At 62.8% G+C, this 14,350-nt stretch carries 12 protein-coding genes; 3 read left to right on the top strand and 9 right to left on the bottom strand.

What is annotated here, in order from left to right; translation table 11 throughout:
- Positions 1 to 235: 235 nt before the first annotated feature.
- Complete coding sequence (locus AAGS40_RS01405; protein ID WP_345812731.1) at positions 236 to 1,708, bottom strand: ammonium transporter; 1,473 nt, start codon at positions 1,706 to 1,708, stop codon at positions 236 to 238.
- Positions 1,709 to 1,751: 43 nt separating this feature from the next.
- The gene (locus AAGS40_RS01400; RefSeq protein WP_006048089.1) at positions 1,752 to 2,090 is read right to left on the bottom strand and encodes a P-II family nitrogen regulator; all 339 of its coding nucleotides are present in this window, start codon (positions 2,088 to 2,090) and stop codon (positions 1,752 to 1,754) included.
- A gap of 416 nt (positions 2,091 to 2,506) precedes the next feature.
- On the opposite strand from AAGS40_RS01400, the gene AAGS40_RS01395 reads away from it, so the two are divergent.
- Complete coding sequence (locus tag AAGS40_RS01395) at positions 2,507 to 2,764, top strand: accessory factor UbiK family protein (protein WP_345812690.1); 258 nt, start codon at positions 2,507 to 2,509, stop codon at positions 2,762 to 2,764.
- Positions 2,765 to 2,889: 125 nt separating this feature from the next.
- Positions 2,890 to 4,518 (top strand): YifB family Mg chelatase-like AAA ATPase, encoded by a 1,629-nt coding sequence (locus tag AAGS40_RS01390; RefSeq protein ID WP_345812688.1) that lies wholly within the window; start codon positions 2,890 to 2,892, stop codon positions 4,516 to 4,518.
- A gap of 331 nt (positions 4,519 to 4,849) precedes the next feature.
- Here the strand turns inward: AAGS40_RS01390 and AAGS40_RS01385 are convergent, their stop codons facing one another.
- Positions 4,850 to 5,398, bottom strand: a complete 549-nt coding sequence (locus tag AAGS40_RS01385) for a hypothetical protein (RefSeq protein ID WP_345812687.1) — start codon at positions 5,396 to 5,398, stop codon at positions 4,850 to 4,852.
- A 331-nt stretch (positions 5,399 to 5,729) separates the two neighbouring features.
- Between AAGS40_RS01385 and AAGS40_RS01380 the strand changes: the two genes are divergently transcribed.
- A complete protein-coding gene (locus AAGS40_RS01380) occupies positions 5,730 to 6,278 on the top strand; it encodes a TlpA disulfide reductase family protein (protein ID WP_345812686.1) in 549 nt (182 codons plus the stop codon).
- Between the two features lie 80 nt (positions 6,279 to 6,358).
- Here the strand turns inward: AAGS40_RS01380 and AAGS40_RS01375 are convergent, their stop codons facing one another.
- The 6 genes from AAGS40_RS01375 to AAGS40_RS01350 form a co-directional block, all read right to left on the bottom strand.
- Positions 6,359 to 7,711 (bottom strand): sigma-54 dependent transcriptional regulator, encoded by a 1,353-nt coding sequence (locus tag AAGS40_RS01375; protein WP_345812685.1) that lies wholly within the window; start codon positions 7,709 to 7,711, stop codon positions 6,359 to 6,361.
- A gap of 16 nt (positions 7,712 to 7,727) precedes the next feature.
- Positions 7,728 to 9,728: an ATP-binding protein gene (locus AAGS40_RS01370; RefSeq protein ID WP_345812684.1), complete on the bottom strand. Its 2,001-nt coding sequence runs from the start codon at positions 9,726 to 9,728 to the stop codon at positions 7,728 to 7,730.
- Positions 9,729 to 9,773: 45 nt separating this feature from the next.
- Entirely contained in the window at positions 9,774 to 11,054 is a 1,281-nt protein-coding gene (locus AAGS40_RS01365; RefSeq protein WP_345812683.1) for a dicarboxylate/amino acid:cation symporter, read from the bottom strand.
- A 429-nt stretch (positions 11,055 to 11,483) separates the two neighbouring features.
- Positions 11,484 to 12,554 (bottom strand): ABC transporter ATP-binding protein, encoded by a 1,071-nt coding sequence (locus AAGS40_RS01360; RefSeq protein WP_345812682.1) that lies wholly within the window; start codon positions 12,552 to 12,554, stop codon positions 11,484 to 11,486.
- A 46-nt stretch (positions 12,555 to 12,600) separates the two neighbouring features.
- The gene (locus tag AAGS40_RS01355) at positions 12,601 to 13,392 is read right to left on the bottom strand and encodes an ABC transporter permease (RefSeq protein WP_345812681.1); all 792 of its coding nucleotides are present in this window, start codon (positions 13,390 to 13,392) and stop codon (positions 12,601 to 12,603) included.
- Positions 13,389 to 14,327 carry an ABC transporter permease subunit gene (locus tag AAGS40_RS01350; protein ID WP_345812680.1) on the bottom strand — a complete coding sequence of 313 codons (939 nt, stop codon included), beginning with the start codon at positions 14,325 to 14,327 and terminating at the stop codon, positions 13,389 to 13,391. The genes AAGS40_RS01355 and AAGS40_RS01350 overlap by 4 nt, the downstream gene beginning before the upstream one ends.
- Positions 14,328 to 14,350 lie beyond the last annotated feature (23 nt).

The following is a 14,350-nucleotide window of genomic DNA, read 5'->3' as shown; positions in this document are numbered from 1 at the left end:
GCAGACTGGAGAAAAAAGATTGTAGAGCAAATGCTTTGTCCATTTGGGGACGGTTTCTCCATTCGCAAGCGGACGCGAATGCATTCTGCCTATCGGCATGATAGGCAGGAAAAACTGCTGCTCCCAAGTTCTTTCCGCAAGAAAAAAGCCCGCCATGAAGGCGGGCCAAAGTCGCTGCGCTTATTTCAGATTCGCAGGCCCTGGAAACCTGCAAAACGATCTTTCGACGCGGTCCTTATTCGACGTGTTCGCCGTGCAGGCTCACGTCCAGACCTTCGCGCTCCTGTTCTTCCGTCACGCGGATGCCCATCACCATGTCGATGATCTTCAGCAGAATGAAGCTCACCACGCCGCTGTAGATCAGCGTCGTCAGCACGCCTTTGGCTTGCAGAACGATGCTGCCGTCCGCGCCGCCGATGTCCTTCACCGCGAACACACCCGTCAGCAACGCGCCGACGATACCGCCGATGCAGTGCACGCCGAACGCGTCGAGCGAATCGTCGTAACCGAGCTTGTGCTTGAGCCACGTGGCCGACCAGAAGCAGACCACGCCCGCCACGATGCCGATCACGAGCGAACCGGTCATGCCGACGAAGCCCGAAGCCGGCGTAATGGCCACCAGACCCGCCACTGCGCCCGACACGATACCGAGCACCGACGGCTTACCCTTGGCGGCCCATTCGGCGAACATCCACGCGAGTGCCGCGGCTGCCGTTGCGATCTGCGTCGCGAACATCGCGAAACCGGCACGGCCGTCTGCCGCCACCGCCGAACCTGCGTTGAAGCCAAACCAGCCCACCCACAGCATGGCGCCACCAATCAGCGTGAGCGTCAGGTTGTGCGGAGCCATCACTTCCTTGCCGTAGCCCACGCGCTTGCCGAGCACGAGGCAGCACACCAGACCTGCAATACCCGCGTTGATGTGCACCACCGTGCCGCCCGCGAAGTCCAGAATGCCTGCCGTAGCCAGCCAGCCCGTCGGTTCCCAGACCATGTGCGCGATCGGCGAGTAGACGATGATCGACCACAGCGTCATGAACACGAGCATCGCGGAGAACTTCATCCGGTCAGCAAATGCACCCGTGATCAGGGCCGGCGTGATGATCGCGAACGTCATCTGATAGACGAAGTAGACCGTTTCCGGGATCGTCGGCGCGAGATGGCTGACGGTCAGCGTCGTGGCCTTGTCGCCCTTGATGTAGTTCATCCCGCTCATGAAGACGCGCGAGAAGCCGCCAATGAACGAGCCGCCCGGCGTGAATGCGATGCTGTAGCCCACGACCGCCCAGATGATCGTCACGAGACACGTGATCGCGAAGCTTTGCATCAGCGTCGCCAGCACGTTCTTCTTGCGGACCATGCCGCCGTAGAACAGTGCGAGGCCCGGGATCGTCATGAACAGCACGAGCGCGGTGGAGGTCAGCATCCAGGCGGTGTCGCCCGAATTGATTTTCGACGAATCGACCGAGAACGGTGCGGTCGGTGCAGCCGGCGCGGCGTCCGATGCTGCCGAAGCGGCGGCCGGTGCCGAAGCCGCTGCGTTGGCGGTGCCTGCGGTTGCAGCCGGGGTCGACGCAGCGCTCGCTGTCGTATCGGACGCAGCTGCCGAGGCAGCGGCCGGGGCGGAAGCGTCGTCCGCGAGGGCGGCGCCGATACCGCCCGCGAGCAGCGAACCGGCCATCAGCAAGGACATCAATAATTTGCGCATCTTCGTTTCCTCTTATCGCTATCTGTGTCGCTATCTTTTGGTATTACAGAGCGTCCGCTCCGGTCTCCCCGGTGCGAATCCGGATCACCTGCTCGATCGGGGTGACAAAAATCTTGCCGTCGCCGATCTTGCCGGTGCGCGCCGCGCGTTCGAGCGCCTCGATCGCCTGGTCGACGATGTCGTCCGAGACAGCGGCCTCGATCTTCACCTTCGGCAGAAAATCCACGACATATTCCGCGCCCCGGTACAGTTCCGTATGGCCCTTCTGGCGGCCGAAACCTTTGACTTCTGTCACCGTGATGCCTGAGACGCCGATGGCCGACAAGGCTTCGCGCGCCTCATCGAGCTTGAACGGCTTGATGATTGCGGTAATGAGTTTCATGAAATCCCTCGCTAAGTTGCGTCACCCGTGCGTGACCCGTTCCGTAACCCGTTGCGTATCCGACTGCTAACTCATAGCCCGTTTGCGTGGTCTCTCCGCCGCCGGTAAAAAGCCCCGGCAGTGCGCGCGGGGCAGTAAAAGCAACCCCCATGCCATGTTGTGTCAGACTTTGCGCGGTGCGCGACGCAAAAGGGGCGCAAATACCCTTGGCCGAACGGCCAGCGTTGGCGACAGGCGGTGGCGCGGCTATTGGATCGTTGCTAGAGTGTCCGCAAGCTTTAATGAACGCGGCGCGCACCAAAGGCGCCCATGCGCGACCGGCATCGCAATAGCGAATGCACCACGAACGCTCATTCTCCGTAACAAAGCACAGACGTAACGAAACACGCACAAATCTTGTGCAACAAGAGGACACCATGAAACAACCGAACGACGTTTTTAATGACTTCCAGGCGCGCATGAGCGAGCTCTTCAAGAACTCGCCGGCCAAAGATGTCGAACGCAATGTGAAGGCCATGCTGTCGCAAGGCTTCTCGAAGCTCGATCTGGTCACGCGCGAGGAGTTCGATACCCAGACCCAGGTTCTGGTGCGCACCCGTGCGCGCCTCGAAGAACTGGAGCGCCGCGTGGCCGAGCTCGAACAGAAGCTGCCGGTGCCGACGCAGACGCCTTGAGCGAGGCGTGCTCCGCGCAGCGAATCAAGCTGCGCTAGCTGTACATCACTGGCAAGCGAGCCGTGACGTCATCAGTGTGTTAAGGGGATCCGCACGTCTTGCGCGACGGTCCGACGGGAGAAAACATGTCGCTTGCCGTGGTGCGCAGTCGCGCGCCGGCCGCTGGCCGCGCGCCTGAAGTAACCGTCGAGGTCCACCTCGCCAACGGTCTGCCCTCCTTCTCGATTGTCGGATTACCCGATCTCGAAGTGCGCGAAAGCCGCGAGCGCGTGCGCGCGGCGCTGCAAAACTGTGGCTATGACTTTCCGGTACGCCGGATCACCGTCAATCTTGCTCCGGCCGACCTGCCCAAGGAGTCAGGCCGATTCGATCTGCCGATTGCGCTGGGCATCCTTGCGGCCAGCGGGCAGATTCCTGCCGACTCGCTGCTCCATCGTGAATTTGCCGGCGAACTATCGCTGACCGGCGCGCTTCGGCCCATGCGCGGTGCGTTTGCAATGGCGTGCGGGACGGCGCGCGCAGGCGCTCCGACAAGCAACACATTGGGCATTGCGTCGGACACCGCGTCGCAGTTGTCGCGTGCGGATCACGGAGAGCGGTGCCCTGTCGGGGACGCACCGTCCGCGTGGTCGACGCCGCAGTTGTATCTTCCCGCCGCCAGCGCGTCGGAGGCGGCGCTGGTCCCGGGCGTCGATGTCTATGGCGCCGCCGATCTGCCGTCGCTGTGCGCGCATCTGGCCGGCGCGCCCGATGCGCGCCTCTCCCCTGTCGCCGCGCCGGACCCCGCGGCCGATGCGTGCGCGCCGGTCCCCGATATGTGCGACGTCATCGGTCAGCGCGGCGCGCGGCGCGCGCTGGAAGTTGCGGCAGCCGGCGGGCATCACGTGTTGCTGGTCGGTCCGCCTGGCGCGGGCAAGTCGATGCTTGCCGCGCGTCTGCCCGGCCTGCTGCCGTCCATGACAGACGATGAAGCGCTCAGCTCCGCCGCGCTGCTCTCCGCGAGCCGGCTGGGATTTTCCCCGTCCCACTGGCGGCGGCGGCCTTTCAGGTCACCGCATCATTCGTCGAGCGCGGCAGCGCTGGTGGGCGGACGCAATCCGCCGCAGCCGGGCGAAATCACGCTGGCGCACCTTGGGGTACTTTTTCTGGATGAGCTTCCTGAATTCGACCGCAACGTACTGGAGACCCTGCGCGAGCCGCTGGAAGCGGGGCGCATCACCATTTCACGTGCCGCATTGCAGGCGGATTTCCCCGCAGCCTGCCAGTTGATCGCGGCCATGAATCCGTGTCCGTGCGGATGGCGCGGCGATCCGAACGGCCGGTGCCGCTGCACGCCGGACATTGCGGCGCGGTATCTGCGCAAACTGTCAGGTCCGCTGCTCGATCGCATCGACATCCAGATCGAGATTCCGGCTCTGACGCCAGCGGAACTGTCGGCGCGCGCCGCGTCCACAGGGGAGAGCAGCGCGGCGATTGCAGAGCGCGTAAGCATCGCGCGCGAGCGGCAACTGGCGCGGCAGGGCAAAACCAATCGCGAACTCGGAGGGCGCGAGGTCGATGAGGTTTGCCGGCCCGATTCTGCAGGCGAGGCGCTGTTGCGCGAAGCCGGCGAACGCTTTGGCTGGTCAGCCCGGGCCTATTACCGCGTTCTTAAGGTTGCGCGCAGCATCGCGGACCTTGCAGGCGCAGCCATGCCAAGCGCTGCGCAGGTTGGAGAAGCCATTCAATATCGGCGTGCATTCACTGGTCTATGAAGCGAAAAATCTACTGTCAAGACTTGACTTATGCACACTCTAACGTTCCATACAAATTTTGAAACATCTGAAAGGCTTAGCGAAAGGTGCAAACCAAAGGCATTGATTCAATTGGCTTTTTTAAACGGAGAGAACTGCATGAGTTCTGACAGGAGCCCCACCGGATGGGCATTTGCGCCCGTTGAAATGAAGTTCTGCACAGAGTTATCCACAGGCGCTGTGGACGAGTCCAAAACTTCAACGTAAACCGGCAATTAGCGCGCAATGCTATGAAAGAGCCTTCACTATCCGGGCAGTCCAGTCACGCGCAAAATCGGTCAAACATACCGCTTCAAAATATCTGAAACGACGAGAAAAATTGATCGATCTGTTCCTGCGGCAAGGGTCCGGCCGCGATGATAGCGGCCTGGTACACGTGTCGGCCTCGCGCGACAAGGCGTGCGTAGACCGTCCGCGACTCGTGCTTTGAGCCGGCCTCGCCTTTGAGCGTCATTTCCAGGCCCAGCACCTTGCCGCCCGCTGCGAGCGGAATCTGCACCGCACGAGCATCCGGCGCGGCGCCCACATTGCGCGCGAGTCCGGTGCGCAGAAAGTCGAGCGCCGCGCGTTGCGTGGCTTCGCTGTCGTTGGGAAGCATGATCGTGCCGACCGCGAAGACGGCATCGCCGGCTTCGGCGGTTTGCATCGCCATTTGCATCGGCATGCCGTTTATCTGCACGTCGCGCCGGTCGTTGCCCGGCTTGGCAGGCAGGTCGACGGTATAACCGTTGTCGTCGTTCATGATGGTCCGCCAGTCGAACGTCGGCGAACAGGCAGTGAGTGCGGCGCCCAGCACCAGCGCAGCGCACAGCGTGGCGCCGAGCCGCACGGGCCGTGACATGGGGCGCGAGGCCACTTCAAAGGTGACTACCGGCGCTGAACGCCGCCGGAAGCCGATGGACCCGTGACGGAGGCTGCCGCCGGATAACAGGAGAGTCGACAGTCGGGCAACACGTTGAAACGCATAAATGACACGAGCAATTCGGAACATGGGAACAAAAATTCAGCTATTAAAAGAGTTGAAAGTGACGCGAAACCCTATTATCCGTCCTGGCCGCACTCCTGCCGCGCCGCCAGAATACGACTACAATAGCGGCTCTACCCGGCACCGGCCCAACGCACGAACCGGCGTACTGTCCCGCGCGCAACGCGCGAATTTCGAGGTCCCGCTCATGAGCACCACAGTGTCCAGCGTATCCACCGGGTCCGGCTCTGCCCGGCGCGCGAATCCGGTTCGCTACATCATCGGCGCGATCGTGGCGATTGCCATTGCCATCGCCGGCTATTTCGCATTCGCCGGCCAACAGCGCGTACCGGAGGCCACTTTCACTCTTCTGTCCGGTCAGAAAATCTCGACGGCCGACCTGAAAGGCAAGGTCTATCTCGTCAACTTCTGGGCGACCAGTTGCGATACGTGCATGAAGGAAATGCCGCAAATGGTCCAGACGTATAACCGCTTCAAGGGCCAGGGTCTGGAGTTCGTCGCAGTGGCGATGAACTACGACGCGCCCATGTACGTGACGAATTACACGCAGACACGTCAGTTGCCGTTCAAGGTTGCGATGGACGACGGCTCGGCTGCGAAACAGTTCGGCAATGTGCAACTCACGCCGACCACGTTCCTCGTCGACAAAGACGGCAGGATTCTCAAGCGCTACGTGGGCGAGCCGCAGTTCGCGGAACTCGATCAGCTGCTGGAAAAAGCGCTGAAGCCGGTCTGAGCACCTGAACCGCTTCAGCACGCGCGCGTCCGTCGTCCGATTCAAGCGCGCCGGCAAGTTCAGGCCGGCGCGTCAAGTTTTCACCGCTCCCCTTCCCCTTTGGCTGCAAGGCCATATCGCTTGATCTTCTCGTAGAGCGTCGCCTTGCCGAGTTGCAAGCGATCCGCGGCAAGTGCCACCGCTCCGCCCGCCTGCTCCAAAGCTTGCGCGATTACCGCCCGTTCGAACTGCTCGACGCGCTCCTTCAATGGCTGCGCCGCCGCACTCTCGTCGCCGAACGACATGACCGGGTCGTCGGCGATGCCGAGCACAAAGCGATCGGCGGCATTGCGCAACTCCCGCACGTTGCCGGGCCAGTCGCGTTGCATCAGGCTGGCACGCTGACGGTCGGTGAGAATCGGCGCGGAACGCTGATAGCGCACGGCCGCGTCCAGCAGGAAATGTTCGAAAAGCGGCACGATATCTTCGCGGCGCTCGCTCAACGGCGGCAATGCGATCGTCACCACGTTCAACCGGTACAGCAGATCGCGGCGGAACGAGCCGTCCGCAACATGCTCGGCCATATCGCCTTTCGCCGCGGCCACCACGCGGCAATTCACGCGGATCGGCTGATTCGAGCCGAGGCGCTCCAGCACGCCGTCCTGCAACACACGCAGCAGCTTGACCTGCAAAGCGAGCGGCATGCTCTCGATTTCATCGAGAAAGAGGGTGCCGCCCGACGCATGTTCGAGTTTGCCGATCCGACGCTTCGCCGCACCCGTAAAAGCGCCGGGTTCATAGCCGAACATTTCGGACTCGAACATCGGCTCCGGCAGCGCGCCGCAATTCACCGCGATAAACGGCTTGTCCCGCCGTGGCGACAACTCATGCAGGCTGCGCGCAATCAGTTCCTTACCCGCCCCCGTGTCGCCATTGATCAGTACCGACGCATCCGTCGGCGCGACGTTCGCGATCAGACGGCGCACCTGCTCGATGGCCGGGCTCCTGCCGATGATGCGCGGCGCCACCGCGTTCTGCCCGGCCAGTTCGCGCCGCAGCGCAAGGTTTTCCAGCAGCAGTGTGCGACGCTCCAACGCACGCCGCACCGTTTCGATCAGACGCTCGGATGCGAACGGCTTTTCGATGAAATCGTAAGCGCCGTCGCGCATGGCCTGCACGGCCATCGAAATATCGCCGTGACCTGTGACGAGAATCACCGGCACGTCCGGCGCGCGCTCGTGGCATTGCGCCAGCAGTTCGAGACCGCTCGCACCCGGCAGACGGATATCGCTGACGATCACGCCGGAGAAGTCCGCATTGATCGTCCTGGCAGCCGATTCCGCCGACGCATGGCCAACCACGTCGAAGCCCGCCAGTTGCAGGCTTTGGACGCTGGCGCGCCGCACCAGTTCGTCGTCTTCGATATACAGCACTTGCAGGCCGTGATTCACCATGTCGTTCCCGTCTGATTCAGGAACCCGTGGTCAGCGGGTCCGTGGTGTGGCTCGTCGGCACGCGGGCGCGGCGCAACGTCAACACGAATGATGCGCCGCCCGCGGGCGCATTGCGCGCCACGAGCGAGCCGCCGCAATCCCGCGCGATCGACGACGAAATCGCCAGCCCAAGACCCAGGCCCTGGCCCATTTCCTTCGTCGTGAAGAACGGCTCGAAAAGGCGCGGCAGTACATCGTCGGCAATCCCCGGTCCGTTGTCGGTCACGTTGAACGACAGGCTCGCTTCGCTCACTTCCACTTCGAGTGAAATGCGCGGCGGGACCTCATCCGAGGTGGCGTCGAGCGCATTGCCGAGCAGGTTGATCAGCACCTGTTCGAGACGCAGGTCGTCGCAATGGGCGATCAGTTCGGGATGGTCGTTCGCAAGAAGAAGCGGCGTGCGCGTACCGCGCTCGGGCTCGTACAAGGTGAAGTCCAGTTCGACCCCTTGCAGGCGTTTTTGCAGCAACGCCACCACGTTGCGCAGCGCGCGCACCACGGATGCGCGAGCGTTGCGTGGCCGGGCCCGCCCGACGAACAGCTTGAGCTGATTCGTGATCTTGCCCATCCGCTCGGTGAGCGCCGCAATCGCTTCGAGATTCTCTCGCGCCGACGCCTGGTCGCCACGTTCTAGCAGCACGCGCGTGTTGTCGGAGAAGCCGCGCAATGCCGCGAGCGGCTGATTCAGTTCATGCGTGATGCCGGCCGCCATCTGTCCGAGCGCCGCCAGCTTGCTTGCCTGAACCAGTTCGTCGTGCGCCGCGCGCAACTCCTGTTCGGCGCGCGTGCGCTCGGCCACTTCCCTTTGCAGTTGCTCATTGGCCTGCGACAGATCCGCCGTGCGTTCCGCCACCCGCCGGTTCAGTTCCGCATACGCTTTTTGCAGCAACGCGCGGCTCTTCATCACTTCGCGCACCCGCGCACGCCGCATGCGCCAGTAGAACGCCAGCAGCACCAGCGACACATAACCGCAAGCGGTGACGAGGGTGGCCTTGCGCGCATCGGCGTCCACGGCGCTGACGGGCGCCATGGTGATCAGATGCCAGTCCGGCTCGCCCATCCCGCGTTGCGACGCGAGGTAACGCGGCGCATAACGGCCGCCGCCGATGCGCACGATCTGCGCGTTGCCCTCCAGCGTGCGTTCGATCGACACCGGCAGCGGCGCAATCGGCTGCTGCGCATACTGGCGCGCCTGGTAGATCGAATCGGCCACCCGGCCGGAGAGCGGCCGGATCGTGTGGTACTTCCATGCCGGAACGGACGACAGGAAAATCACGCCATGATCGTCGGTCACGACGAGCGGCTCGGCGACGTCCACGCCCTGAAACCATTCGAGATCGAGCTTGACGACCGCCACGCCGACAATCTTGCCGTCGCGTCTCACGGGTTGCGAAATGTAGTAACCGGGCGCCTGTGAAATCGTGCCGATGCCGAAGAAGCGGCCCACGCCGCCTTTGATTGCATCGACGAAATACGGCCTGAACTGATAGCCCGCGCCGATGAAACTGCCCGGCCCCTGCCAGTTGCTCGCAGCAACGCAATTGCCGTCGACCGGAATCACATACGTGACGGTGGCGCGCGCGTGGCGGTTGAGGTCTTCGAGGTAGAGATTGGCGCGCCGGACGTTGGCGGGTGTGGGATTGACCAGCACGTCCTGCACGATAGGATGCTCGGCCAGCAGATACGGCAGCGACTCGTAACGCTCGAGTGTGCTTTTCAGGGCGCTCGCGGTGCGATCCACGCGCACCGCGGCGTTGCGCCGCAGACTGTCGATGCCGCTTTGCCACGCCACGCTATAGGTCAGACCGCACGCCGCCACGAGCCCGGCGACGAGCGCGATGAGGATCAACAGGCGGCGCGTCACGTTGGCAATGTCCAATCTGTGGGGATCGGATATTGTGGCATAAGGCGGCACGCCGCCGGCCCGAGCTTCATCGGCCGACGGCGTGGGGGTTGGGCACGCGTCCACGCGATTCATGCGCAGGTGGCCGCGGCCAGGGTCCACGCTCTGAAAACCGCAGGCCTAGACGCGCGCCGGCTCCTTCACCGGCACGTTGCCGCGCAGCGCGGCATTCAGCTTGTCGCGGTCCAGTTCCTTTTCCCATGCGGACACCACGACCGTCGCCACGCCATTGCCGACGATGTTCGTCAGCGCACGGCACTCGCTCATGAAGCGGTCGATGCCGAGAATCAGCACCATGCCCGACAGCGGGATGGTCGGCACCACGGCCAACGTGGCGGCCAGCGTGATGAAACCCGCGCCGGTCACGCCGCTCGCGCCCTTCGAGGTCAGCATGGTCACCGCCAGCAGCGTGAGCTGCTGTGTCCACGACAGATCGGTGTTGGTCGCCTGGGCGATGAAGAGCACGGCCATCGTCATATAGATGTTCGTGCCGTCGAGATTGAACGAATAGCCGGTCGGCACGACAAGGCCCACTACGGAGCGCGAGCAGCCGAGCTTTTCCAGTTTCAGCATCAACTGGGGCAGCGCGGCTTCCGACGAACTCGTACCGAGCACGATCAGCATTTCTTCCTTGATGTACGCAACAAAGCGCAGGATGTTGAAGCCCACCGCACGCGCGATGATGCCCAGCACGACCACCACGAACACGATCGAGGTCAGATAGAACGTCCCGATCAGTTTGAGCATGGGCAGCAGTGAGCCGATGCCGTACTTGCCGATCGTGAACGCCATCGCGCCGAATGCGCCGATCGGCGCCAGCTTCGTGATGATCCGCACGATACCGAACAGGACGTGCGAGAGGCCCTCGATAAAGTTCGTGACGACCTTGCCGCGTTCACCCGCCGTTGCCAGCACCGCGCCGAACAGCAGCGCGATCAGCAGGATCTGCAGGATTTCGCCTTGCGCGAAAGCCGAAGACAGCGTGTCCGGAATGATATGCATCAGGAAGTCCACGGTCGTCTGCCCATGCGCCTTCGCGGCGTACGACGCGACGGCCTTGCCGTCGAGCGTCGCCGGGTCGATGTTGAAGCCCACGCCCGGTTTCAGCACGTGCGTCGCGATCAGGCCGAGCACCAGCGCGAAACTGGAGACGATCTCGAAATACAGCAACGCCTTGCCGCCCACACGCCCGACCTTCTTCATGTCCTCCATGCCGGCGATGCCGGTCACCACCGTGCAGAAGATGATCGGCCCGATCACCATCTTGATCAGCTTGATAAAGCCGTCGCCCAGCGGCTTCATGTCGACGGCGAGATTCGGATAGAAGTGCCCGAGCGCGATGCCGATAAGAATCGCCACGATCACCTGGACGTACAGCACTTTGTGGATAGGTTTCTTCACGATGGTTCCTGCGATATGGATGAGCTCATGGCCTGCCACGCCGCGCATCATGCGAACGAATGATCGTCCTGCCTGTGCACGCGATCAGACCGCGACAAGACGACGAATTCAGAAATACCGGGAAGGGAAATCGGACATCGTTGTCTCCTTGCTTTAGTTGTCGGACCGTTGCGGCCGCAGCGCTTGTTTTGCAAGGTCGATGCCAGCCGTATCGCCAGCACGGCTCATTGATTCTTATGGCTTTTTTGACGACTCGACACGTCGTCTGTCCGGGATTCCGGAAATCCGGACGAGCGTTGTCGGGATAACTGGAATCGCGATGAGCCGCATGCGCGGGAATACCCGAAGGCTTTACGGCGCGAATGATGCGCTAAATCGCTTGCGCGACGCTCGCCGCCGTCGACATGCGAGGCACGCTGCTTACAGCCCTCACACACTGCCCTCTTCCAGCACCAGCAGATTGTCATGCGAGAAGCCGAGCGACACGGGCTGCCCCCGCTCCGGCAAGCCGCGATTCGGGTCGTTGAACACGTCGAGGGAAATGACAGCGTCCTTCACGCGCGTTCTGATTCGCACCACCGCGCCGAGAAAATTCACCTCCTCGACCGTCGCGTTCAGCGTGTTACGGCCGGGCGCGGCCGGTTCCAGTACGATCGCCTCGGGACGCAGCGCGAGCAGGCGTTTCTTGCCCGCGTCGTCAGCGGCGAGTGTCTGCGTGGTGGTGAGTTCCTGACCGTCCACCGCCATCCGGCCGGTCGCCGGATCGACCACCTGCCCCGACAGAATATTCAGCGTGCCGACGAACGATGCAACAAAACGCGTGCGCGGATAGTTATAGATCTCCGAAGGCGAGCCGACCTGCTCGACCCGCCCTTCGTTCATCACGACGATCCGGTCGGAAATGGACAGCGCCTCTTCCTGGTCGTGCGTGACGAAAATCGACGTGATCCCCAGTTCGCGCTGCAACGCGCGAATGTCCTGGCGCAACGAGATGCGGATTTTGGCGTCGAGCGCGGAGAGCGGTTCGTCGAGCAACAACACCTGCGGCTTGCCGGCGAGCGCGCGCGCCAACGCCACGCGCTGCTGCTGGCCGCCGGACAGTTGCCACGGGTAACGTCCGCCAAGCTGCGGGAGCTTGATCAGTTGCAGCATTTCCTCCACGCGCTGGCTGATCTCCGCCTGCGGCCGGCGCGCGATTTTCAGCCCGAAGCCGATGTTCTCCGCCACGGTCATGTTCGGAAACAGCGCGTAGGACTGAAACACCATGCCCACTTTGCGTTGCCGCGTGCGCACATGCGTGACGTCCCTGTTGTCCAGCCGGATGACGCCCCGCGTCGGCGTTTCGAACCCGGCGATCATGCGCAGCACCGTCGTCTTGCCGCAACCCGAGGGTCCGAGAAACGTGATGAACTCGCCGCGCTCGATCTTCATGTCGAAGTGATGCAGCGCCGTATTCGCACCGAACGCTTTGTGCAGATTTTCGATTTCGAGGAATGCCATGATTCGCTGCCTTAGTCAGTCCCACTCATTGCGCCGAACTCATGCCTCACAGCTTCTGGCCGCTCAATGCGCGAGCCGAGCCAAATACCTGGATCAGTCCCATCGACGCCCACGTAATCACGAACGCGATGATCGCGAGCGCGGACGGTTCATACGCGCGGTTCGCGCCGATCAACTGGAGGTACGGCCCGAACGCAGGCCGGTCGAGCAGGCTCGCCAACGTGAATTCGCCGATCACCACGGCGAACGTGAGAAACGCGCCGGACAGGATGCCCGAGCGGATGTTCGGGAAAATCACCTTGAAGAGAATGGTCGGCCAGCTCGCGCCGAGGCATTCGGCGGCTTCGGTTAGCGCGCGCACGTCGACGGCGCGCAGTCCGGCGTCCACGGCGCGGTACATGTACGGCAACGAGAGCGTCACGTAGCCGAATACGAGCAGCAGATCGGTTGCGCGTTCGTTGCCGGTGAGCGGCAGAATCGAACTGCTGTTGTAGATGCGCAGATATCCGAACACGATCACGATTGCAGGCACCACGAGCGGCAACAGCGTGACGAATTCCACGACCGGCCGCAGCTTCGGCAAACGCAACTGCACCCAGTACGCAGTCGGCACGACCAGCAGCACGCCGACCACGATCGTCAGCAGCGCCATCAGAATCGAGTAGCCGAACGACGCCTGAAAACGCGGATCGCCGAGCACGACGCGATACGCTTCGAAACTGTACGTGCCGCGCTTCATACGCAGACTGAATTCGAAGGTCGCGACCAACGGAATCAGGAAGTACAGCGAACCGACGATGATCGCGGTCCACGCTCCCACGCGAGACTGATTCTTCATCCACGTCCCCTTTCGGCGCGCGAGCGCAGCCAGATGTAGCCGCCGTTCGAGAGGCCCGTCACGAGCACCATGCCGAGCGCAAGCGCGTAGCCGAGGTTCTGGTTGTGCATCACGTCGCCGCGAATCTGCGCGTACAGCAGGATCGTGACGATGTTCAGCGAACTGCCGGTGAGCGCATAGGCGGTCGCCACAGCGCCGAACGAATTGGCGAACAGCAGCAGCGCCGCGCCCAGAATGCTCGGCCACAGCACCGGCAGCGCTACGTAACGCCAGTATTGGGATGGCGTGCCGCCGAGACAGTCGCAGGCCTCGCGCCATTCGCGTTTCAGACCGTCGAGCGCGGGCGTGACGATCAGCACCATCAGCGGAATCTGGAAGTACAGGTACGTGAGCGTCAGGCCGGAAAAACTCAGAATGCTGAAGCCGGTGGAGTACAGATTGAAGCCGAGGTACTTCTTCAGCAACACGGTGACGAGCCCGACGCGCCCCAGCGTACAAATGAAAGCGAACGCGAGCGGCACGCCGGCGAAATTCGACGCGACGCCGGAAAAGGTCATCAGCGTCGGACGAATCCAGCCCGGCAGTTTGCCTTGCACCGCCGCCCATGCAAGCAGCGAGCCGATGATCGCGCCGCCGAACGACGACGCCGCACTCACCTTGAAGCTGATCCAGTAGGCGTCGAGTACGGTTGGCTGAAGCAGGTCACGGAAATTGGCAAGCGTGAAATGGCCTTGCGCGTCCTGGAATGCGCCGACCATCAGGAAGCCGGTCGGCAGAATGAGGAACAGCAGCGCGAAGACAAAGAACGGCACCACGCCGATCCACGCGAGGAACGGCGACGCGCGACCCGGACCGTCGACGCGAGGCGTCGGGCCTGGCACGGTTGGCGCCAACAACTCGGGCGGCACTGACCCGGCATCTGGTGGAGCGCTCATAGCTCATCCTCGAAGCTCGATGA

This window comes from Paraburkholderia sp. PREW-6R (genome assembly GCF_039621805.1).
In the GTDB taxonomy this organism is placed as follows: domain Bacteria; phylum Pseudomonadota; class Gammaproteobacteria; order Burkholderiales; family Burkholderiaceae; genus Paraburkholderia.
The sequence above is the reverse complement of the archived record's forward strand: the minus strand, read 5'-3'. Positions and strand labels throughout refer to the sequence as shown.

Bases quoted from the DNA above. Each gene is read 5' to 3' on its own strand.
- AAGS40_RS01405 (WP_345812731.1), bottom strand. From the start codon at position 1,708: ATGCGCAAATTATTGATGTCCTTGCTGATGGCCGGTTCGCTGCTCGCG.
- AAGS40_RS01350 (WP_345812680.1), bottom strand. From the start codon at position 14,327: ATGAGCGCTCCACCAGATGCCGGGTCAGTGCCGCCCGAGTTGTTGGCG.
- AAGS40_RS01360 (WP_345812682.1), bottom strand. From the start codon at position 12,554: ATGGCATTCCTCGAAATCGAAAATCTGCACAAAGCGTTCGGTGCGAAT.
- AAGS40_RS01375 (WP_345812685.1), bottom strand. From the start codon at position 7,711: ATGGTGAATCACGGCCTGCAAGTGCTGTATATCGAAGACGACGAACTG.
- AAGS40_RS01395 (WP_345812690.1), top strand. From the start codon at position 2,507: ATGAAACAACCGAACGACGTTTTTAATGACTTCCAGGCGCGCATGAGC.
- AAGS40_RS01355 (WP_345812681.1), bottom strand. From the start codon at position 13,392: ATGAAGAATCAGTCTCGCGTGGGAGCGTGGACCGCGATCATCGTCGGT.
- AAGS40_RS01380 (WP_345812686.1), top strand. From the start codon at position 5,730: ATGAGCACCACAGTGTCCAGCGTATCCACCGGGTCCGGCTCTGCCCGG.
- AAGS40_RS01370 (WP_345812684.1), bottom strand. From the start codon at position 9,728: ATGAATCGCGTGGACGCGTGCCCAACCCCCACGCCGTCGGCCGATGAA.
- AAGS40_RS01390 (WP_345812688.1), top strand. From the start codon at position 2,890: ATGTCGCTTGCCGTGGTGCGCAGTCGCGCGCCGGCCGCTGGCCGCGCG.
- AAGS40_RS01400 (WP_006048089.1), bottom strand. From the start codon at position 2,090: ATGAAACTCATTACCGCAATCATCAAGCCGTTCAAGCTCGATGAGGCG.
- AAGS40_RS01385 (WP_345812687.1), bottom strand. From the start codon at position 5,398: ATGTCACGGCCCGTGCGGCTCGGCGCCACGCTGTGCGCTGCGCTGGTG.